The 22,666-nt window shown below is 58.4% G+C and carries 14 protein-coding genes and 3 pseudogenes; 5 read left to right on the top strand and 12 right to left on the bottom strand.

Annotation, left to right across the window (positions count from 1 at the left end; genetic code table 11):
• Positions 1 to 244: 244 nt before the first annotated feature.
• The 3 genes from NO978_RS18745 to NO978_RS18735 form a co-directional block, all read right to left on the bottom strand.
• Positions 245 to 766, bottom strand: coding sequence for a GNAT family N-acetyltransferase (locus NO978_RS18745; RefSeq protein ID WP_257301060.1), 522 nt, complete (start codon positions 764 to 766; stop codon positions 245 to 247).
• A 283-nt stretch (positions 767 to 1,049) separates the two neighbouring features.
• Positions 1,050 to 1,307 (bottom strand): hypothetical protein, encoded by a 258-nt coding sequence (locus NO978_RS18740; RefSeq protein WP_257301059.1) that lies wholly within the window; start codon positions 1,305 to 1,307, stop codon positions 1,050 to 1,052.
• Between the two features lie 345 nt (positions 1,308 to 1,652).
• Positions 1,653 to 5,198 (bottom strand): tetratricopeptide repeat protein, encoded by a 3,546-nt coding sequence (locus NO978_RS18735; protein WP_257301058.1) that lies wholly within the window; start codon positions 5,196 to 5,198, stop codon positions 1,653 to 1,655.
• A gap of 117 nt (positions 5,199 to 5,315) precedes the next feature.
• Here NO978_RS18735 and NO978_RS18730 point away from each other — a divergent pair, with 117 nt between their 5' ends.
• Entirely contained in the window at positions 5,316 to 5,654 is a 339-nt protein-coding gene (locus NO978_RS18730) for a hypothetical protein (RefSeq protein WP_257301057.1), read from the top strand.
• Between the two features lie 237 nt (positions 5,655 to 5,891).
• Here the strand turns inward: NO978_RS18730 and NO978_RS18725 are convergent, their stop codons facing one another.
• Positions 5,892 to 8,045: a PAS domain S-box protein gene (locus NO978_RS18725; protein ID WP_257301056.1), complete on the bottom strand. Its 2,154-nt coding sequence runs from the start codon at positions 8,043 to 8,045 to the stop codon at positions 5,892 to 5,894.
• Between the two features lie 93 nt (positions 8,046 to 8,138).
• Between NO978_RS18725 and NO978_RS18720 the strand changes: the two are divergent.
• Together NO978_RS18720 and NO978_RS18715 are read left to right on the top strand one after the other, a co-directional pair.
• A pseudogene (locus NO978_RS18720) lies at positions 8,139 to 9,204 on the top strand (transfer complex protein); the annotation flags it as partial.
• Positions 9,201 to 10,355: a hypothetical protein gene (locus NO978_RS18715; protein ID WP_257301055.1), complete on the top strand. Its 1,155-nt coding sequence runs from the start codon at positions 9,201 to 9,203 to the stop codon at positions 10,353 to 10,355. The pseudogene NO978_RS18720 and the gene NO978_RS18715, both read left to right, overlap by 4 nt.
• A gap of 64 nt (positions 10,356 to 10,419) precedes the next feature.
• On the opposite strand, the pseudogene NO978_RS20095 reads toward NO978_RS18715, so the two are convergent.
• The 3 genes and pseudogenes from NO978_RS20095 to NO978_RS20085 form a co-directional block, all read right to left on the bottom strand.
• A pseudogene (locus tag NO978_RS20095) lies at positions 10,420 to 10,851 on the bottom strand (hypothetical protein); the annotation flags it as partial.
• Between the two features lies 1 nt (position 10,852).
• Complete coding sequence (locus tag NO978_RS20090; protein WP_369684166.1) at positions 10,853 to 11,380, bottom strand: winged helix-turn-helix domain-containing protein; 528 nt, start codon at positions 11,378 to 11,380, stop codon at positions 10,853 to 10,855.
• A gap of 66 nt (positions 11,381 to 11,446) precedes the next feature.
• A pseudogene (locus tag NO978_RS20085) lies at positions 11,447 to 12,442 on the bottom strand (RNA ligase family protein); the annotation flags it as partial.
• A gap of 320 nt (positions 12,443 to 12,762) precedes the next feature.
• On the opposite strand from NO978_RS20085, the gene NO978_RS18700 reads away from it, so the two are divergent.
• Together NO978_RS18700 and NO978_RS18695 are read left to right on the top strand one after the other, a co-directional pair.
• A complete protein-coding gene (locus tag NO978_RS18700; protein WP_257301052.1) occupies positions 12,763 to 15,036 on the top strand; it encodes an STT3 domain-containing protein in 2,274 nt (757 codons plus the stop codon).
• Between the two features lie 237 nt (positions 15,037 to 15,273).
• Positions 15,274 to 16,680, top strand: coding sequence for a sugar transferase (locus tag NO978_RS18695; RefSeq protein WP_257301051.1), 1,407 nt, complete (start codon positions 15,274 to 15,276; stop codon positions 16,678 to 16,680).
• 11 nt (positions 16,681 to 16,691) lie between these two features.
• On the opposite strand, the gene NO978_RS18690 is transcribed toward NO978_RS18695, so the two are convergent.
• The 5 genes from NO978_RS18690 to NO978_RS18670 form a co-directional block, all read right to left on the bottom strand.
• Positions 16,692 to 18,035, bottom strand: a complete 1,344-nt coding sequence (locus NO978_RS18690) for a nucleotide sugar dehydrogenase (protein WP_257301050.1) — start codon at positions 18,033 to 18,035, stop codon at positions 16,692 to 16,694.
• Positions 18,032 to 19,003, bottom strand: a complete 972-nt coding sequence (locus NO978_RS18685) for an NAD(P)-dependent oxidoreductase (protein ID WP_257301049.1) — start codon at positions 19,001 to 19,003, stop codon at positions 18,032 to 18,034. The genes NO978_RS18690 and NO978_RS18685 overlap by 4 nt, the downstream gene beginning before the upstream one ends.
• Positions 19,004 to 19,139: 136 nt before the next feature.
• Entirely contained in the window at positions 19,140 to 20,651 is a 1,512-nt protein-coding gene (locus tag NO978_RS18680; protein WP_257301048.1) for a polysaccharide biosynthesis C-terminal domain-containing protein, read from the bottom strand.
• 6 nt (positions 20,652 to 20,657) lie between these two features.
• A complete protein-coding gene (locus NO978_RS18675; protein ID WP_257301047.1) occupies positions 20,658 to 21,419 on the bottom strand; it encodes an FkbM family methyltransferase in 762 nt (253 codons plus the stop codon).
• Positions 21,420 to 21,581: 162 nt separating this feature from the next.
• Positions 21,582 to 22,502 (bottom strand): glycosyltransferase family 2 protein, encoded by a 921-nt coding sequence (locus tag NO978_RS18670; RefSeq protein ID WP_257301046.1) that lies wholly within the window; start codon positions 22,500 to 22,502, stop codon positions 21,582 to 21,584.
• Positions 22,503 to 22,666 lie beyond the last annotated feature (164 nt).

The raw sequence follows: 22,666 nt of genomic DNA, 5'->3' as shown, positions 1-22,666 counted from the left end.
TCGGTGGATGCCTCGTTTGTTGATTAACTCCAATACGCATCGCCGGAATCCTAACCCTCGATGTTTTCGACCCGATTTGACTGACGGCAATTCGAACGTCTCACCATGGACTGGAACTACATTTGGGGCCTTGTTGAAGCCCTCAATCTATGATAGGTTACAGCGGCTGTGCTAAATACAGGGTCTGAATTGAGCAGTGCCGCATAAGTATATCTCGTGAACGTAAGCACTTCGTTGGACGGGATCAGTTCCCCGCTACGGTGGCGACCATCGTGTGACGAGATGGCTCGAACCCGAGTTTTTCATAGAATACGAGGGCACGTTCGTTCTCCACATCGACTTCAAGTTTAAGTTCGGAACATCCGCTCTCACAGGCCCGCCGTTTCGCACGTTCAACCAGTTCCCGGGATAAACCAGTGCTTCGATACGGCTTCTTGATGTAAATATCGCAGATGACAAGCCGGTCAGGACGGTCAAAGACAGTCGGGGACTCGTCGATATCAGTCGTAACGAAGCCGACGAAGTCACCGCTGGTAGTGGCGAGGTCTCCCTCGTCCTGCGATCCGTTGACGGCGACCCATGCTTGGTAGTTCTCCGTTTCGTGGCGACTGAGTCGATGCTCGAGTTCCTTCGCCACGATGTCAACGTCCTCGGCAAGCGAAAAGGAGTCGACAATTCCTTCGAGTTCACGATTATAGGGTAGCCAGAGGTCTTCGATGTAACGACGAACAACTGCCTCATCGGCGGGAAGGCGACGGATTTCCATGGTTACTTGTGGTAGTCCTGTAACTTCTGTTCTCTGATTGAGACTGATAGATACGCAGGCACGTTCTATCGGTTGATTCAGGATCCAGATAGAGAACATAACGCAGTTTCCGTGCTAAGCAAACCCTCTGTATCTCGCATGGCCATTCTGACGGGGACTCGACAAATCACGTCTCGGAGTGAGAAATTTTTCCCCTGAGCTTGCCACATCAAACAGGTTCTCTTTCACAGACGACCCGAATCTCCTGTTCAGTACGTATCTCCTGAAACTGTCACCACTTGTTTTAGTTCCAGTCCTGCCAGCCGTCGAAGAGATACCGATTCTCGCGCCACAGCTGCGGCTTCAGCATTTGGTTCGAATCGATCGCGGGATGCGAACGGTCGAGACCAGCATTCTCGGCAGCCCAATCCCGATACTCCGCAATATTCTGCGGTTGACCTGTATCGTGGGTCCCCATATGAGCCGTATTGAGGTAGTTATGAGATTCACCGCAGACCATACATGGGAGCGATCCCACGTTCGGCTCCTTCTTACCTGCCATAGTGCTATAACTAGTAGGTGTCACAAAAGCGTGTGAGCTGAATATACCGCTTCCCAACTAATCGCGTCGAATTCCCTGTTCTTCGGGTTGACGAAACCGTTGGCGAGTGAAACTGTGACCCCCCACCCGTCGAAGGTCATCAACGAGGATCAAGAGGCGTCGGCAGGGACGCTTTGTATGACAGCCAATATACTTATTATTTAAGGATATCTAACATATTATGGGTAGCGAGGCAAGGTCTGTCCAAGACCGGTAACGGAGTTACCCGTCCCCCACGACACGGTCTTTGGCTCTCTGTCCCTCCCGGTGTTCAAGCAGCGCTGTACCGCCACTGAGCAGTTCACTCTACGTGTCATCAGTGCAGAGGTTACGATCCAGTTCGACTTCGTCGGTGGGCAGTCGCTCCACTGCCGTCCGGAGCCGGTCGATCGTCCGGGCTGCGCCGCTCTCGCACGCTGTCTCGTAGCCTTCCTGTAGTGTTGCTGTTGCGGCCTCCACGTTACCCCGGTCGAGTTCGACCAGTCCTATGAAGCGGAGACAGAACGCGACCCTGTGGACGTCACCTCGCTCCTGGTACGTTTCGAGACACTGCCGTGCGTTCGACGCCGCGCTCTCGTGGTCGCCACACTGGTACTCGAGACGAGCGCGCAACAGGGTTGCGTCCGCACGCTTCGCCCGGCTCTCGAGTCGGTCTGCGAGCTCGTGGTAGCGCTCGAGCTTGGCGGCGGCCGCGTCGAGCTCGCCACGGTCGAGGTGGACTCGCGTCAGCAGCCGGGTCGCGTTGGCCTGTGCTCGCGGCAGGTCGTTGCCCTCGGCCGTGTCGAGCGCGTCCCGCGCCCGGGCCTCTGCGGCTTCGGTCACACCACGGTCGTGGGCGATCCAGCCGAGTGTCACCAGTGCGTTCGACACGTGCCACGGCGAACGCTCGTCGACGAGTGACAGCGCCTCCTCGGCGAGCGTTTCAGCCTCGTTCAGCTCGCCCCGTTTTCGTTCCAGTGACGCGAGCCCGTTGAGCGTCCGCGACACGAGGAGCGTCCGTCCGGTGTCTCTGAAGAGCTCCAGCGCCTCGGCGTAGTGCCGCTCGGCTGCCTCAAGGTCACCCTGGCGCTGCTCGATGCCGGCCAGGTTGGCGAGGCCGTTGCCGCGTTCCCGGCTCGTGCTGGTAGCGTCCATCCGTTCGACCCCGGCTTCCAGACGGCGTTTCGCCGCCTCGAACGCCCCCTGTGCCTGGTCGATGGTTCCGAGGCCGACGAGCGCCTCGCCCGCACGCTGCTCGAGTCCGTGCTCGCTGGCGAGTGTGTGAGTTCTCTCCATATGAGTCCTCGCGTCCTGTTGCTCGTCACGAGACCACGCCAGCCCACCGAGTTCGAATCTGACCGCAGTCTGTGTGTGGACATGGCCGAGCTCCGAGGCGTGTTCGAGACACTCCGAGAGGGTCGTACGTGCCGTCTCGGTCTCCCGCTGGATCATCGCGACTCTCGCGAGCCCGCGCTTGGCAGCGAGCCGTCCCTCTGCCAGCTCCGTTGCTAAGAGAGTCTCGTCCGCCTCGACTGCGGACCGGGTGTGTTCGAACTCGCGTTCGGCGTCATCGAGCGCGCCCTGCTTGACGGCCATCATCCCACGCCAGTAGCCCTGCTTGTGGCGGACGAGTGCCGAGCAGTCCGACGGGAGGTCGAGAAACCCGTCGTCCGTCGACCCGTACAGTGGCTGCAGCGAGGAGTTCGTCACACCGAGCGTGAAGACGCGACGCACGAGTTCGTCGGCCCACGTCTCCGGGTCAGCTGTGACCTGGTTGAGTCGGGGCGTGCGTCCGTCCAGCTCCCGCTTGAGCCGCGCGCGCAGGTCCGCGTTCGACGCGAGCGAGAGCAGGTTCGTCACGCAGCGGCCGAACGTCGCCTGTGCCTGTGCGAGCGGGACCACGTCGGAGAACTGTTCGAGAAAGCGCACCGACCAGAGTTCGTGTCGGGTGCGATACGTCGGCGAGCCCGTCGCCTGCAGCCCGAACAGGACGGTGCCATCGAGCGATGCGATGGCGTCCTCGACGTCGTCCCTGTCTGCCCCGACTGTGTGGAGGTACTCGCGCGCGACCGGAATATCGGTGGCATTGAGAACGTTCGACAGGACCGCGAGGTCGGTCCTGAGCTGGTTCTCGTCGTCGGCCAGCGACTGCACGAATTGCCGTGCCGTCGCCTCAAGCTTGGTCGGGGTGGCGGTTTCTGTGTCGACGCGTGGGTCCACCCGTTGTGCGAGCGAGTGCCCGAGCAACAACGGGGCGCCCACGGTGTCATCGCCTCCATCCGCGGTTTCCGCGAGTTCCGCCTGCAGCGCGTCGCCGTCGACCCCGACATCGATGTCCAGTAACGTCTCGAACCGTCTGACGAATCGGTCGTACTCCTGTTCGTCCAGTGCGGGAAGCCGCACGGTCTCGAGTCCGGCTCGCTGGGACGCCCCTGGTCGCGAATCGAGGGCGAGACCGTCTGTGGGCTCCCACTCACTCGCTCTGGCATCGAAGAGGAACGTCACGTCGTCGAGTTCGGCGAGCGACCGCTGTACCTCGAACACTGCGTTCGCATGCTCACGAATCGCGTCTTCGACGACGACGAGCGTCTCCCCGTCTCTCTCTCGAAGATACGCTTCGAGCAGCGTGGTCGCGTCGAGCGTCTCGGCTGTCCCCCCTGACCGATACAGGACGGGGCCGAGGTCGCGGCTGCACCACTCCCACGCGACCGACTTACACACCGTGCTCTTGCCGGCGCCGGGTGGGCCAAGTAGCACCTGGTCCGTGCCGTCGCGAAGCGACGACAGCAACAGCTCGGTCATCGTGCCGGACGCGTCTCCGGGGGCCTCCCGTTCGACAGCGTGGCCATTCCAGACATCTTCGAGTCCAAACCCGGTCCGCCAGCTGACCGCAGGCGGTGTCTCATCTCTCCCCTGAACGTACGCCCGGGAGAGCGCGATGAAGCCCTCGTTCGCGAGTGGCTCCGGGAGTGCATGCGCCGTTGGGCTGTCCGAATCGTCGGCGTCCACCGTTGCCGGCTGTGTCGACTGCCCGGCGTGGATGCTACTGCCACCGTCCCGGGAGAGCGATTGCTTCGCGACAGCCAGTTCCTCCGTCGCCTCGCTGGCCGCTGCCTGTACCTGTTCGTACTGTCGATCAGCCCAGTCGACTGCGAGTCTCGTCTCGTTTCGAACGACGCCCTCGAGCGCCCCGTCGCTGTCGTAGAGCACGACCGAAACGGTCGTTTCGTCGTCGGTCGACGTGATCACGAGTCCGAACGTTGGCACGTCCGCCGTCGATACCGAGACTGACTCCGTGTCGGCCAGTCGTACCACCAGCCGAGGGTCGCGTCGTATCAGCGAGTCCAGTCCCTCCGGACTGAACACGAGGTCGCTGTCGACACCTGCGTCGGCTGCTCGTCGTTGCAGGGTTCGGAGCAGCGACGGATAGCCCAGCGACGGCAGCGAAGCACGGACGGTGTCTGCCCGACGGAGCTGGTCGGTGACGCGTTCGAGTGGCCGGAGCGGTGACTCGCTCGACGACTCGAACGTCTCGCACCCGGTCAGGAGATCGGCGGACAACTCCTCGCCCGTCTGTGCTGCTGCGAGCAGCTCCTTCGTGGAGAGGACCGCTGCAGACCGGGTCTGGTACCGTCGATACTCCCGTGCCGCGATCCGCCCAGCCTGTGTCGCACGATAGCCGTCGTCGCCCTTCTCGACGGCCCCTGCCTCATCGAGTTCACTGAGTGCCCTGGTGACCGTCGACCGGGAGTGGCCCAACACCTCGACGAGCTCGTGCGGGTGGAGTGGTCCCTCCTCCGAGAGCGTCTCCACGAACTCGACCCGTTTCGCGACTGTCTGCCGCTCCGCTTCGGTCACGTCCTCACCCCCCATACAGTTGACTGACAGTTCTGTGTCGAGCAGTAAATAACTCCGTGGTGGTGGCTCACACCGTGAGCCAGTGGGTCAGGGGGTGAAGACTGGATGCGTGCGTCCCTTGGTACAGTCGTCATGAGCGAGACACCGTTGACCACCGCACGATCACGACGCGCCCTGCGTCGAACTGGTGTCGGTCTCCTGGGCGTACTACTCGTGCTCACCGCGTTCGCCGGGGGCGCCAGCGCCGCACAGCCAATCGAGCGTTCAGAACTCCAATCCACCCAGACGCCGGACGACTGTGACATCCTCCTGGACCCCGGTCCGGACGCCGGCTACGACACCCACATCCGCGGCTATAGTGGCGCGTCGAACAGCTACACAGTGGTCTTGACGTTCGATATGGACGCCGTGCCGTGTACCGAAGAAAACGCAAACAGGCTTCGGGCGATGCTGTCAAGCCTCGGCACTTGATCGATACCCCACACTGCTGTACGGGAAGACGTCGCTCTCACCCTCGACGACCGGAATACACTCTCTACGACACCGCACGTCCTCCGCACGCTCGCTACCCGCTGCGTGCTTCCCGCGGAATACGTTGTGGCCACACTCGGCTACTACGTCGAAACCAAGAGGTGGGATGCAGGGCATATCGCCCAGCTTCGTCAGCAGTGTCTCACCGGTTGCATCAGGCGTTCATTTGAACGCAGGTCAGACGGTTCGTACGTCGAAGCGCGTGCCACCGCCCTCGCTTTCGGTGATACTGATCTCCCAGTCGTGTGCGTCGACGATCTGCCTGACGATGTTCAGGCCGAAGCCGGTCCCTGCGTCCGTCGTCGAGAAACCCGCCTCGAACACGTCGCCCCGTTCTGCCGCCGAGATTCCGGGGCCGTCGTCCGCAACGTAGAACCCAGAATCCGTGTCGCCGACGGACACGGTGACGTCTGCGCCGCCGTGCTCGACGCTGTTTCGGAAGAGGTTCTCGAACAGCTGCTGGAGCTTGTCGCGGTCAGCGTCCACGGAGCGATTCGTCTCCAGGACGAGCGTCGCCTCGGCCGTCTCGACTGTCTCCCAACTCGTCCGGACGAGCTCGGAGAGGTCCACGGGCTCGATTTCCATCGCCTCGTCACCGAGACGGGCGAAGGCGAGTAGGTCGTCGATCAGCGTGTCTATCCGATCCAACGCGTATTCGATATCCTCGGTGTGTTCGCTGGTGCACTCCGCTTCGAGGAGTTCGAGACGGCCCTGGGCGAGCTGGAGCGGGTTCCTGAGGTCGTGACTGACGACGCTCGTGAAGCGATCGAGTCGCTCGTTCTGCCGGAGGAGCTCCGCCTCGCGTGCTTTCTGCTCGGTGATATCGCGATCCATCGCGACGAAGCGGTCCTCACCGTCGAGGTCGAGCCGGATCAGGTGGATCTCGACCGGAATCGTCGTGCCGTCACGCCGCTGGAGTTCACCCTCGAAGCGACGCGGACAGTTCGTCGGCAGATTCTTCCAGAACGACTGTGCACGCTCCCTGTCGGCCGTCACGTCGATGTCCAACACGGACTTTCCGACGAGTTCGGCCTCGGTATAGCCGAGTTTCTCGCACGATTGCTGGTTGACGTCGTGGATGACGCCGTCGGCGTCGTGGATCACGATCATGTCGGGCGACCCCTCGAACACTGCTTCGAGGCGGGCCGTCCCGGCGCGGAGTCGCTCCTCGGCGGTCTTTCGTTCCGTCACGTCGTCGTGGAAGCTGAGGAAGTGTGCCAGCTCGCCGTCGGAACCGAACACCGGGGCGACTCGTACACGGTTCCAGAACTCGGTGCCGTCCGCGCGATAGTTCCGCATCTCGACGGTGCTTCGGTCGTGGTTCTGGACGGCCGAGCGGAGTTCGGCAACGGCGTCGTCGCTCGTCTCTTCACCCTGCAGGAAGAGCCACTCCCGCCCCACGACGTCGGGTCTGTCGTAGCCCGTGAGATCGATGAAGGCGTCGTTCGCGTACGTGATCGGGTTCCCCTCGGCGTGCGGGTCGAACAGGACGATACCGACGGGCGCTTCGGCCATCGTGCGCTCTCTGAGTGAGAGCGCCCGTTCTGTGGCGGGGTCGTCGAGCGGCGAGAACGTACAGACCAGCGAGCCGTCACGGCCGACGGTGAGGGTATGGTTGGTCTCGAGGATCCCCCCGTCCTTGCGTTCGAAGGTTGTCCGGCCCTGCCACTGTCCCTGTCGTGCGGCCGGCAACAGCTCATCGTAGACTTCATCGATGTCCTCGTCGCGATAGAGGGTCTCCCAATGCTGGCCGACTAGCTCTTCACGCTCGTACCCGAGAAGGTCTGCACACGCCCGGTTGACGTACTGGATGTAACCGTCCGCATCGAGGATGTTGATGCCACCCTGTGCTGTTTCGATAGCCTGCCGTGCGCGATCGGCGTAGCGATTAGCCCAGTATCGCTCGACGACCTGGTCGATCCGGTTGGCGAGCACGGTGTACTGCTCGGTGCCGCCGCCTTTCTGCAGGTACTCCGTGACGCCGGCGGTGATCGCTTCGCTCGCGATCGCTTCGGAGCCGTGGCCGGTGAACAGAACGAACGGCAGGTCCGGGTAGTCCGTTCGGATCTCCTGGAGGAGTTCGAGCCCGTCCAGCCCGGGCATGTCGTAGTCACTGACGATGCAGTCGAAGTCGATTTCTTCATTTCGAATCGTCGACAGCGCCGCGTTCGGGTCGGTCTCGGTGTGGACGTGAAACCGCTCTCCATGCCGTTCGAGAAACTCGGCAACGAGAGCTGCGAACTTCGCGTCGTCGTCGACGTGCAGGAGCTCGATAGGCTCTGAGTCCGGATGGACGAATTGATGCCCGTCGTCCCCGGAAGCAGCAGTCATATAAATCCGTCAGACGGGCTGAAGTATGATGTTGTTGGTTGTTTCGTGGGGTTGTCGGACGACAGCGCTGGTTGGGTGTGCGCGATGACCCCTCTCGATGGCGAGCGTGTCACTCTGGATGGCACGTGTGGGTTCAACCCGCTTGAGATTCGGGAGACACCGTAAGCTGTGCTCGAATCGACGCCCGACATCGACCCGTGAGAAGAGCAGATAGCATGAATACTCCCGTTCTTCAAGACCTTCTTCACACACGTCGCGTCGAACCCGCTCGGTGACCGGACACAGACACTGCGTCGTGCGGTGCAAGAGACCTACGAGCAGGCGGGCATCACGCGAAACCCCGCAACGCATGGCAAGGAGTCGCAGACGATTACCGACCTCCTGCGCGTGCTCGAGTCGATGCTGGACGACCCTGCGGCGTTCGGCTACACGAACGACGGTGTCCAGGAGCGTGTCCGGGCGGATGCGGAGGCGCTGCTCACCGACCTCCAGCCGTCATTCCGCGCGGACGGCGATTTCGAGAACCTCGCCCAGCCCACGGAGTTCGACCTCGGCTCCCCGGTGGTGTATCTTGACCTGCACCAGGAAGAGGGCGTCCGTGGCCAGGCCGAGACGAGCCTGATGATGCAGGTACTGTTCAACGCGGTGTATGAACGCGCGAAGGGCACCGACAAGCGCGTCGTGTTCGTCATCGACGAGGCCGCACTATCTGTTACATGACTCGACCTCGCTGGGCTTTCTCGAGACCGCGGTACGTCACAGCAGGCACTACGATCTCTCGCTGCACTTCATCACGCAGACCGGCGGCGAGTTCGCACTCACGCCAGAAGCGAAGACCATCGCGAGCCTCTGCTCGATGACGTTGCTTCATCGTGTGGATGAAGAGGCGGAGAAGCTCGCGGAGTGGTTCGGGCTGAGCGAGCGCGAGGTGAACTGGGTCCGCACCGCGAAGGCAGGCAACGACGAGGATGGGTTCTCTGAGGCACTGTTGGGTATCGACGAGGAAGGCTGGTTTCCATTGCGTGTTCGAGCAAGCCCGTACGAGCAGCAGGTGCTCGATGGGAAAGTGATGGGTGAGGATGAGGCGGACTCCGAGCCTGATGGTGACCAGCACCCGAACGTTCGACTGAGTCTCGACGGTGGTGAGGGGTCTCGATGACGGTCGACGCGGACGCGATTCCCGCTGCCCTTCGTGACTACCCGCAGTGGGTGTGCTGGCGAGCGAAGGAACGCGACGGGAAGATGACCAAGGTCCCGATCGACCCACAGACCGGTTCCTTTGCATCGGTCTCGGACCCGGAGACGTGGAGTCTGTACGAGGTCGCGCTTGGTGCTTCTGAAGCGGAGGATGGACTCGGCTTCGTGTTCACCGAAGACGACCCCTTCGTCGGCGTGGACCTCGACGACTGTCGCGAGGACGGCGAGCTGACCGATTGGGCTGAGGATATCGTGGAGCGGTTAGATTCCTATACCGAAGTCAGCCCCTCCGGTGAGGGTGTCCACGTACTCATCGAGGGGGTGATTCCAAGCACGAAGTCCCGGTCGGGGTCAGTGGAGTGCTACGACTCGGCCCGTCTCTTCACCATGACGGGCGACCATCTCGCGGGAACGCCGACATGCATCGAGGAACGACAGGACGCATTCGCGCCGTTGTACGAGCAGTACGTGTACGGCGGTGACGAGCGGTCGACCGAAGAGCGAGCACAGAAGCACGGTACTGTGTCTACGCCGACGTCTCTTTCTGATGCCGACCTCGTCGAGAAGGCGACGACCGCGAAGAACGGCGCGAAGTTCGAGCGACTCTGGAACGGGAGTACGGCGGGGTACGAGAGCCAGTCTGAGGCCGATATGGCACTGTGCTGTCTGCTGGCGTTCTGGACTGGCAACGACGAGACGCAGATGGACCGACTGTTTCGCGACTCCGGCCTGTACCGCGAGAAGTGGGACGAGGTCCACTACGCCGACGGGTCGACATACGGGGAACAGACTATCGCGAACGCCGTGCAGGTGTCGAGTGAGACGTACGAGCAAACCGTAGGTGACGAAGACGTTGCTGACAGCGACTCCCGTCCTTCAGTTTCGAATCAGGAAGCCACGATGCTCCGCGAGCGTGTCGACCTGCTCCGGAATCGAGTCGACAGCCTCGAACGAGAACTCGCACGGACACGCGACGAGGTTACCGACCTACAGCAGTCCCAGCAGCGTCTCACTGAACATCAGGAGGATGAGCCCGAATCCAGAATACAAACGGAGTCGGTCACGATCCGGCAATCGTCACGACTGCAACGCCTGCTTCACGTATTTCGGTGAGTCGACTCGGGGTCAAGCTCCGGGCTATTCGGCCTGCTCGCGTGTAGAAATACTGGTTGGTCTCTTCCCACAGCGTTTCGATTCGTGCTTCGGTTGCATCCAGGACTGTCGAGTAAAGTTCGAGCGGGTGGAGTGAGGAGAGCGAGAAATTCGTGATTTCCGCTCCATCCGGAGGCTGGTGGAAGTGCAGGCGGGCGTTGTGGCCGTTCGGATGCCGGTCCCACCGACACTCCCAACGGCTCTCGTCGTGCTCCTCGATGTAGTGTATCGAGAAATCGCCCGTCGTGAACCATCGAACGTCGAGCCGGGCTGTCTCGACTATCTCCGGGTACTGTTCGGCGGCGAGTCTCACTCGAAGGAGTCGCGGCTCGAATCGGTTCGGGTCGAACGCGGTCTCGGCGACGAGCGAATCCGACGCGAGATGTCGTTCGAGTAGTCGGAGTGTCTCCCTGTCCGGTGGCCCAGTCGTGCCGTGGCCGTCTGCTGACGGGCTCATCCTACGCCGGAATCAGGTGACCGTCGTTCTGTGACAGCTGACGCGCGAGTTCGTACAATCGAATGTCACGAATCACGCCCTGCCAGTCGCTGACCGCGGCCATCTGCTCGTGGACCCTCTCGTGGTCTTCGTAGTCGAACACAGACACAGTCGTTGGGTCAGTCGTATCGAACTGTTCCTCGTACTCCGCACGCTCTTCTTCCAGTCGCTTGACGCGGTCGATGATCTCATCGACGGTGAGTTCGTCCGCAATCCGGCTGGCATCCTGCCATTCAAGGTAGGCCTGGTTCCGCTCGTATCGGGCGGGCCGACTCTCCCTGTCTGCGCGAACGATACCCATCTCGGTGAGCCGTTCGAGATGTTTCTTCGCGGCGTTCGGCGAGCAGTCCGCTATCTCGGCTATTTCGGTGTACGGCGTCGGGTCTGTGACACCGAGAGCGACCTCGTAGATGCGTCCGAACGTGTCCGTCCCCTCCTGCCATCGTCGCTCGGTGGTGTCGGCGTCCCGGGCCGGATCGAACTCGGTAATACACGACTGTACGTGGTGTGTCTCAATATATCTTCTGACTATGCAAATATATGAGGGGTTACAGCGACACCGATTGGCTACCAACGGGTAGATCTCGGCCGGGATGAACGAGACATCAAGCTCCATCAGCTCCGGCCAGTTCTCGGCCCACATGTCCTCGACGACGCGGGGATACAGCTCGTCATTCAGGTGCAGGCCGAACTCGTGATCCTCCTCGATTACCAGCTTTCGAACCTGCTTGCGGATCCGTCCGGGCGTACAGAACGCGGCGACGACGTACTCCGCACCGGACTCGGCGTCCGCCGGCTGGCGTCCGAACTGCTCGCGGTTGAGCTCCCTGAACTCGTCCCGGACGAGCTTCACGCGGTATCCATGCTCGTCGGTCCGTGCGACGACGCCCTCTACCTGTACCTCGGGCGCGAGCGAGGACGTTGGGAACGTGTAGGTCTCGGGTTCGAAGCCATCGCTCGGGCGCTCGAGCACCGTCGCCGGGACGAACGATTCTGTTGTCGGCACGTCCTCGACGCGAATCTGTTCGAAGATATCCGACGCGGTTTCCCACGACAGGAACCCGTCGAAGGTCTCTTCGTATGGGTTCCCGGGTGGTGTCATCGTCTTGATGGCCGAGTACGGAAGCGCGTCGAACCCGACGAGCGCCGGGAGCGCTCGCTCGGTGTACCCGTAGTCCAGCGTCGAGTACACGAGGTTCTCTGCGTACACCACGGCCGGGGTGTCGTACGACTCGTGGACCGTTCGGAGCGCCTCGGTGTCGATTCCGTCCCGGAGCGTGCGGACGGCTCGGTGGAGTGCACCGTCGACTGTCTCGAGCGAATCGTGATGGCTACCTCTGATGGACCGTCGCGTACCGAATACGAGGCTCCCGTCGCCGTCAGCTGCCATCGACACCTGTTCCGGGTAGTGATCGCTGTAGCGCTCGTCGTACAGCGTGAACCGGAAGCTGCTCCCGTCGAACTTCTCGCACAGGGTCAGGTCGTCGGCGTCGAACATCGACGATGGAACGACCGGATGGTCGTAGCGCGGAATCTTCGGGTATACCTTCATCGTGGGGTGCCTGCGCGTGCGTCGAACGACTACGACCGCTTTAGATAAACTGTCGGTGTTGTGTGATGCTGTGGCGCGATTGGTCGATAGTGGTTGAACTCGCGACACTCATTAACCAACAACCGACCTCTGTTGGTTAACCAAACTCATGGGGCGACGACTATCGCGATGGATTTATTCCACTCATCACGGAGTAACGGAGTATGGACGACGCACGGTCCGCGACTGAGTCGCTGCTCGCGGACAAGCCCGCGCTGGAGGCTGACCTCGAGACGGTCCTCGATGTCGATGCGGACGCCGACGGCTGGACGTTCGACGACGTGCCGCTGGACTCCGGGGCCTTCGGAGAACTCGTCTCCCGGGGCGCCGTCGAGAAGGACGACGACGGCGACTACCGCGTTGCGGATCGGTCCGCTGTTCGTGCTGCACTCGACGGCGAGGACGCCGTGACGGAGGAGGACGGGTCGGGGGTCTCGATGCCGTCTCTCTCACTGCCGTCGGTGGACCGGAACGCCGCACTCGCGCTCGCTGGTGCCCTCCTGCTCGTGGTCGCGATGCGGTCGTTCTCGATTCCGTCGGTGTTCCGGGGCGACGCGGTGGTTCTCTCCTCAAACGATCCGTACTACTATCGGTATCTGGTCGAACAACTGCTCGCGCAGTCGAGCGGCCCGTTCGACTTCGGCGTAGTTTCGGAAATCGAATTTGGCGCTCGCAAGGGAGAGCCGCTGCTCGTCGCTGTACTGTGGTTCGTATCCGCTCTCTTCGGAGGTGGTCAGTACACGACAGGGGTCGTACTGGCAGTTTACCCCGTCGTTGCAGCAGTCGTCCTCTCAGTCCTGTTGTACCTGCTCGCGTTCCGGCTGACCGCCGACCGGCGAGTCGCGCTCGCAGCGGTCGTGATGCTCGCCGTGATTCCTGATCATGCACTCCGGACTGCAGTCGGATTCGCAGACCATCACGCGTTCGACTACCCGTGGCTTCTGCTCACTGCCTATGGCCTCGTTGTGGCGACCGACCGCCCCCACGTTCGGGACTGGTCGGGATGGCTCGCGGTCGCGTGTTTGACTGTCGGCATTACGGGACAAGTCCTCGCCTGGGACGCTGGACCCCTACTGATACTCCCGGTGGGTATCTACGCTGCCGGGTCTGCACTCGTGCTGGTGGCAACTGACGGACATCCGTTACGTGATCATGCACCGATACTGCTCGGAACGTGCCTTGCGGCTGGTCTCGTGTGGCTGTTTCACTCGACGCTCGACTGGCATACGGATCTCGCAGCGTCGACGCCCGCGCTACTGTTCGCAGGGGTCCTGACGGTGACCGTACTTGCAGCGGTGTTCACTCGGGTTGGTTTGTCTGCTCGGTCGTACGCGGTGGCAGAAGCTGTCGGTGGGGGTGCAGTAGTCGCTGGTGCGTTCGTACTACTTCCCAACCTCGAATCGACACTCTCTGGCGGACTCGACTTCCTGTTCAACACGGAGGGAATCGCGGAGTCACAACCACTGTTCCAAGGCGACCTCGGGTTGGTAGCCGCGCCGATCTTCTGGTTCGGACTCCTCCTCTTTCTCGCCCTGCCGTATCTCACGTGGGTGACCTGGCGTGCGGCACGGACACCGAGCAGACGGTGGCTCGTTCCCTGCATGTACGGGTGGTTCTTCCTGCTTTTGGCACTGATCCAGGTGCGGTTCAGCGGGGAACTGGGTGCCTTCGTCGCACTGTTCGCCGGACTGGGATTCGTCCATCTCGCGTCTGTCGTCGACATCACCGATCCTACTCCGCACGTGTTGAGCGACGAAGCAGACACGGTATCTGCACGAGTTCCATCGAGTCAACGGACTGGACTGTCCCTCCCCGACCGGAATTCACTTCGATACCTCCTCGTCTTGTTCATCCTCGTCGCAGGTGTCGGTATCCTCTTCACGCCATTGAAGATCGACCTCACTACAATCGAAGACGAACAGTACGAGGCTGCCACGGCTATCGAGAGCCACACTGTTGAACAGGGTTCGGAGTACCCCGAGAACTACGTATTCAGCCAGTGGGACCGGAACCGGATGTACAACTACTTCGTGAGCGGCGAATCGAGTTCGTATGGGTTCGCGCAGTCGAACTATAACCAGTTCTTGATTGAAACTGATCCACAGTCTGCGTACGAACGACTCGGAAATAGACGTGGATACATCGTGACAGAGAGCAAGTGGATCTCTGATGGGATGAACGAGTCGACGGTCGGGGTTCGATTGCACGAGTACTGGGGGAGTGCGACGGACGGATTTTCGGGCTTGGGACACTATCGCGTAGTTCACGCGAGTGCTGATGGGTCGATCAGAGTGTTCCAGGTTGTACCGGGGGCTGTCATCGAAGGGAATGCGACTGCAGGAGAAACGATAACCGCATCGACGACCGTCACGATCTCGGGAGCCGAGTTCACATACGAGCGTCGGGTTACGGTCGGCGCGGACGGAACGTACCGGATTCGGGTCCCGTACGGGACTGAGTACCGAGTGGCTGGGACGACTGTCACGGTCACCGAGTCGGAAGTGCTTGGAAACGAAACCGTCTCGGTCGGGAATGCCACCGAGCGATATTCGTGATTCGCTGGAGACTTCCAGCCTGACAGGACTCGCCGAGAACCAGCAGTCCCTTTTTGCCCCCAACTTTGATTGGGGATGTTGTTGCGACGAGTGTCGATACTCGGCTCTATGTGGAAGGATGAATCCATGAGATAATGAAAATAATAGGATACTAGACTGGAACGAAACAGTGCTGCCGTCGGTGGGTGTCTGTCATCTTCGGAGCATTTAACCTAACCGACGATAGTCCGACTGATAATGAATGGTGGCTGGCGGTATCGGCTCGCGAGTGTCGCTGGCGTTGTGGCGCTGACAGTGCTCGTGGTGGCGCTCGCCAACAGCTCTCTTGTCCAGTCACTTCTCGGCTCCCTCCCGCTCTTGAATCGTCTTCCCGTCGATTCGCCTTCCGGTATGGAGGGTGTCTTCGAAATCACAGTGACCGTCGTCGTGGTGACTGCAGTGTTCATCCCACTCTACAAGCCCCGCCCACGGCGGATCGTCGATACAGTCGTACTCGGCCAGAAACGCGTCTTGGTCGCGATGCTGGCACTCGCGACGATTGGGTACTTCGACTACACCTATCGACTCCCCCGACTCACCCTGCTCACGGTCGCACCGCTCCTGCTGGTGGTTCTTCCCGCATGGTTCGTTTGGATTCGTCGACGTCCGTCGGGTGAGGCCGAACGTGCGATCATCGTCGGCGATGACCCTGACCGGGTGAAGCAGCTCGTGGAGGAAGTCGATATCCCGCTGCTCGGCTATCTCTGTCCGACCGTCGCGTTCGATGGGAACGGAGATACCGAACCTGCCATCGCTATCACAGACGGCGGTACAGGACTGGAGCGTCTCGGTGGACTCTCACGCATCGAAGACGTGCTCGTCGAATACGACGTGGACACGGTCGTCCTCGCGTTCGAGCACACTGACCGTGCGGAGTTCTTCGGCGCGCTCGACGCCTGTTACGAACACGGCGTCGCTGTGAAGGTGCACCGCGACCACGCCGACGCCGTGCTGACCGAGGATATCGAGGTAGGGACACTCGTGGACGTTCAGGTCGAACCCTGGGACATACAAGACTACGTGTTCAAACGCGGGTTCGACGTTGCATTTGCTGGGACGGCACTTTTCGTGCTCTCTCCCGTTATCGCTCTCATCGCGCTCGCGATCAAACTGGAGGGGAACGGTCCAATCCTGTTCAGTCAGGATCGGACGTACCTCTTCGGGGAGACGTTCACCGTGTACAAGTTCCGGACACTGAAGCCCGATCCCGACGGTGAAGTCGGAACCACGTTCGAAGGCGACCGCGAGACGCCACTCGGGAACTTCCTCCGGACGACCCACCTCGACGAGATTCCACAGCTCTGGTCGATTCTGACCGGTGGGATGAGCGTGGTCGGTCCACGTCCCGCACAGACCGCTCTCGAAGACGACTTCGAAGCCGAGACCGCACAGTGGCGTCAGCGATGGTTTGTCAAGCCTGGGTTGACTGGGTTAGCCCAGATCAACGAGGCGAACAGCCAGAACCCGCGTGAGAAGATCCAGTACGATATTCAGTACATCCGTAACCAAGGCTTATGGTACGATCTGAAAATTGTCATCAGGCAGCTGTGGAAGGTGTTTCAGGACGTGCTCTCACTTGTTTGGGATTCCGAAGGAGAACAGTGAGTCGCTGACTGTTACTTCGATTCCAGTTTGGGAGGTTTGGTGGGATGTTCGGCTGAAGTCTCGCCGGAGCCTTGACCGAGTGTAACCACTTCCGCATCCGTTTCGTCCGGCATCGCATCTCTGGTATCGAAGACGAGCGATGCGTGCTCCCCGATAGCGTCTAGGTCGAATGCGTCGTGGTCAACGAGCAATACGACGATATCTGCGGACTGCATATCGGACGCGGTCGGTGTCCGAACGAGTTCCCGTGCGACCTCGGTCGGCTCGGTGTGGGGGTCTGCGACGATTACCTCGGCGTCCTCGGGAAGCGCTTCGACGACCTGGAGCGCGGGAGAGTTCCGAGTGTCGCCGACGTTCGGCTTGTAGGCTGCACCGAGTGCCAAAATCCGTGCCTCAGTCGGGTCGATGTCGCGGTCGTGAAGGGCCGTCTCGACTCGCTCGGAAACGAGGGCCGGCATCCGCTCGTTGACCCGCTGGGCACCGTTAAGTAGCGAAAGATCGGTTCCGAGTTCCTCCGCACGCCAGGAGAGGAATTGGGGATCGATGGGGATACAGTGCCCACCGACACCGGGCCCCGGCTGGAACGGCTGGAACCCGAACGGTTTGGTGGCTGCTGCGTCGATAGCGTCCCACACGTCAGCGTCGAGTCCCTCTGCGAGCGTGACGAGCTCATTCACGACGGCGATGTTCACCATTCGATACGTGTTCTCGAGCGTCTTCGCGAGCTCCGCGGTCTCGGTCGAATCGACTGGATGCGCGTTGGCGACGACGCTCTCGAACAGCTCGGTTGCTGCCGCCCCTGCTTCCTCACTATCTGCACCGACAACGAGAGGAATCTCTGAGAACTCGTATTCGCCGCCCGGGTTCAGGCGTTCCGGGACCATTGCGAAGTGCGTTGTGTCGTCTCTGTTTGCCTCGACGATGGGAGTGACGACTTCCTTCGTCGCCCCCGGGTAGACGGTGCTGCTGACGACGACGAGCGTTTCACGGCGTCCAGAGCGCTCCGCAACCGTCCTTGCTGCGGCTTTTACCGCAGACATATCCGGTTCATCTGCCCTCATTCCCGTCGGGACTGCGAGGATGTACACGTCACAGTTGTCGACAATCGGTTGCTCTGTCGACGGCTCGAACCCGCTCTCGAGGGCAGCCGAGAGACGTTCGTCGGTCACGTCGTCGATGTAACTGGTCCCCGCTTGAAGATCACCCACCCGATAGTCGTCGATGTCGAAGCCTCTGACCTGGAATCCGGCCTCCACGAACGAGAGACTCAACGGGAGTCCGACGTAGCCGAGCCCGACGACACCGACTTTTGTCTCACGGTTCGCGATCCTATCGAGGAGCGGTTCGTCGCTCATGAGGGCACCTCCACGTCATCGCGGCGTTCAGCTATGACATCTTTCAGAATCCGATCGAGATCACTATCCGGTGTCCAGCCAAGAGTATCTCGTAGTCGTGTGACGTCTGGCTGTCGGTGGTCCGGTTCCTCGAAGTCCTCATCGAACGCCTCTTCGAACGGAACGTACTCAATCGTTGATTTCGACCCGGCCAGTTCCTTGACCCGCTGAGCGAGGTCATTGATACTGACGGAATCGGACGACCCGATGTTGAATACGCGACCGGTCGCCTCCGGTTCGGTCATCAGTCCGTGAACGGCCTCGACGGTATCGTGGACGTGCATGAACGTCCGCGTCTGCGTGCCGTCGCCGTAGACCGTAATCGGGTCGTCAGCGAGCGCCTGTTCGACGAACGTTGGGATGACCATCCCGTATTCCCCAATCTGGCGGGGGCCGACAGTATTGAAGAAGCGTCCGATGACGACCGGGAGGTTGTTCTCGTCATGGTGAGCGAGTGCGTAGAACTCGTCCAACGCCTTCGCGTTCGCGTATCCCCAACGCGGGACCGACGTCGGACCAATCACTCTGTCGTCGTCCTCTCTGAAGGGGACCGCGGTCGATTTTCCATAGATTTCCGATGACGACGCAACAAAGACTGGCGTTCCAACCACCGCAGCTGCATCGAGAACGTATCTTGTCCCCTCCACATTCGTCCGCAAGGAATCCAGCGGTTCGTCGACCACTTTCTCAACACCAACCGCAGCTGCAAGATGATACACCGAATCAGACCTGTCCACCAGGTCTTCGATCAACTCTTGGTCACAGACATCACCATCGACCAGTTCCAGCCTACTCGAACCGGGAAGATTCTCTTCACGGCCAGTCGAGAAATCATCGAGCACAAGCACAGACTCGTCAGTCTCCGCCAGCAGATACTCGACGAGGTGTGACCCGATGAATCCCGCACCGCCCGTCACCAGAATAGTCATGTTCTACCTACGGTCAGTTTCCCCTACTACAAGTCATTGACTATCTTGACGACACCCCGTCAAGATGCTCTTTTTCTGGAGGAACTGGGCGCTATTTGAGAATATCAGAATTGGTATTCAGTACGGCGGAATTGGATTACTCTAGACGTCGAATTATTACGTTCGTGTGGTTCGAAAATGGCTCTGGGAGCCTATTTAATACGGAGATTACCTCATCCGCCTCTATAGCCCCCGCTTTCAAAGATATTAGAGAATATACGAATAGACCTATTGGCGGTACTATCAACAAGGAATTTATAGATGATTCAATCAAGAAAGATAATAGGAAAATGATGGGTGCGGTCAGTAGTACCACTGCCAGGATTCTGTCGATACGCAGGTTTCTGACAGGAGTGAACCCGATCTTCCGTGCTGCCCGCACGTGAAATAGTATCATCATTCCATAACTTATGCTGGTAGCTACTGCCGCTCCAGCTACTTCATAGCGAGGAATCAAAATGAGATTGAATACTAGATTCATGATAGCTGCGCTCCCTGTCGCACCAATCAAGGGTTTGAGGTTACCTTTCCCTTGCCCAACAGCAAATATGGGACGGGCAAGAGCGAACCCAACTGCCCCAGGTAGTAGCAACAGTAATGGAAGGACTGCAGGTTGGAACTCAGCACCGAAGTACAAGGGGACGAAATCACTGGCAAGTGCAGCGATTCCGATAGCGAATAGCATCGTGAGTAAGAGGTTGTATCGAGTCGTTCGAGAGACTAATTCCGAGATTTGGTCCACTTTCTCCTTTGCCCAATACTCAGACGAGGAATGGAGTAGTACCATCTGGAGAGCATTTGGAACAAACCAAAGAAACTCTGCGACGACTAATGATGCACGATAGTACCCCGTTTGTTGGCTCCCGACTAACACCCGGAGCAGGAGTATATCAACATGATATAACGAGGCAGTCAATAAGATCAAAACTACGCTGAGTCCGTTGAACGAGAGTAGTTCACGACGAGGGAATTCAGCAGGAATCCGCTTGAAGACAGCTGAGACCTCAACTTCTGCCGAAACCAGTATTGCGCCGAGAACTGTGACGACAACACTCGCAGCGGTATGGCCGATGAGAACTCCCGTAACTCCGTAATTCAGATACGCTAATGAAAGAGCGAAGATACCAAACAACAGTTTCTGGAGAATTTTCAGTGGTTCACTTCGATTTTCTAACCCCAACCCCATTAGACCACCACGTGTGATGGAGAATGCTTGTCGGGCTAGTATTAGCGCGGCGAGCAGATACAGATATGTCTCAAACTGTGGGCCTAAGGCTGATGATGAGAGTGGAGACCATGCAAGTACTCCGTATCCGATAGCTGCTGCTACGGCAAATGCCCCGGCTACTCGGATATAAAAACCCAAGACATGCTCCGTCCAATCCGCTGTCTCGCGATTCTCGGCAATGAATTTTCGTGTTCCGTCAAAGATACCCGCATTTACGAGAATCATCGTGATGCCAAGCAGTGACAGTAAGAACGCGTAGTCACCATACTGATTACTACCAAGGAGACGGACCAATATGGGTGTGATGAGGACTCCTAATAGAAGGGACGACACCCGCCCACCAAGTATCGACGCGAAACGATGGATGAGACTTTGAGCCATTAGATGCTACTTCGTAGCCCGTAAAAACAGCTCGTCACCACGCTGCGTGAAGTACTCAACTTCAAAGCCTCTCTTTTCAAGGAACGACACTACCTGGTCTTCAGATCCACTCAGCATCTTGTTTGGATGGACCTCCACATAAATGAGTCTACAATTCTCTTCGATCGTCTTGGCAAGCCCTTGTAGAACCATAAATTCAGCCCCTTCGACATCTATCTTTATGATAGTCGGAGCGGGTAGCCCACGTTTCTCAATGAGATCATCCCCTCTCATTGTCGGCACTTCGATAGAGCCTGAATCAGCACCGCTTGCTACGATAGTGTGCTCGCCTTCACCGGGTTCATCACCCGTGAGTTCAAGATTAACAGTTCCAGTTCTGTTCGAGAGAGCAACTTCGACTACTTCAGCGTATAGATCGTTTAAACTTAAGTTCTCTCGGAGCCGTGTTGCGTTATCTGGTTCTGGTTCAAAGGCGACTACGCTCCCATTGGGTGATTTCGATGCGGCGAAGCAAGTGTAGGTGCCAACGTTGGCACCAATGTCGTAGAAGACATCACTTTTATTTATCGAACTGACTAAATCCTCAACTACTGTTTCCTCGCCTACAAGGTCAATAAACCGCATAAATTCGGTATAAGATGAGGTTACAAATATAACAGATTCCCTGCCAATTTCATACTCGGTTTTGCCGCTTGAAATTAAATACCTTAGTTTATCATAAAGGACTTGTAAGAACTCACGTGGAGTGAAAATAAGTTCAGTCCTCATTGTCCAAATCTTTTAAATTGGTCATAGCTACTACTACCCGTAAACAAGTCAACGGGACTGGCGGGGGATTTCTCATGTTTTAACATAGGGACTCACAGTCTTCTACGAATGTATCCAAAGATAACTGGAAGCCGTTATAAGATGCACGATGTTCATTTTTATTTAATTATTGAACATCCTCACAAGGCTTCTCTTACCCTTCTGAAGGTAGGGGTAATGAATACTAGAGGATAAGAGATACATGTAATACTTAGGAACTGTTGGGTCTTTTTTGATTGCTCTGCCGATCCACTTTCGAGCTTCGGAATACCGGTACGAAGATAACGCGGAGTAACCAAGACTATAATGCAAATTAGCGATTGCCTCTTTTCGCTCATTCCCCTCAGATGCAAACTTTTTTAAAGAGTTCAACAGTTTAGGATATGCTTCATCTCTTTTTAATTCGAAATTATCACTGATTTGTCCACCTTCGTTATGACGTATTGTAAGCGGTTTCTCTATCCCAGTGAAGTCCGCATACCTGCTCAACCGTAGGAACCATTCCCAATCTTGCCAAAGCGGTAAACGCTCATCTGGCTTACCTGCCATTGTTATCACATCATGTTGGACCATCACAGAGGAGAAGGTGCCAATCGCATTACCTTTAATGAGGTCTTCTGTAGCACTTCCGTAGACGCACGGAGTATTCATTGAATTATACTCATTATGCTCATCAACTTGTTTAACCCATGTATAACTGAACTTCGCTTTGGAGTTTGAAACATCTTCTACTTGCTCAGAAATCTTACTTTCTCTCCATTCATCATCTGAGTCTAAGAAAGCTATGTACTCACCATATGCTTCATCAATGCCGGTGTTTCTTGCAGCATTCGCACCCCTATTTTTAGAATGTTTACATATAGAAACGTCTGAGAATTTTTGACAATCTATACAAATATGATTTTCAATATCGTCCTCTGAATTATCATCAATAATAACTAGCTGGATGTTGTCGTAGGTTTGGTTTGCAACCGAATCAATTGCTCTTTGTGCTTTACCAAACCTATTGTACACAGGGATAATCACAGAGACACAGAACGTCATTACAGATATAAAAGAGTGAGAATTGATTATATTTTACGTATGTGTTTACCCCGAGGTCTCGACAGCCGGCACAGCGTGAGCCCGTGAGATCATATCATTGCTGCTGACGACTCGACGAAGCTCTTCGTATGGATTGCGTCCCTGCTGGCGCCACGTCGCCAGCA

Source organism: Haloarchaeobius sp. FL176, assembly GCF_024609245.1.
Taxonomy (GTDB): domain Archaea; phylum Halobacteriota; class Halobacteria; order Halobacteriales; family Natrialbaceae; genus Haloarchaeobius.
The sequence above is the reverse complement of the archived record's forward strand: the minus strand, read 5'-3'. Positions and strand labels throughout refer to the sequence as shown.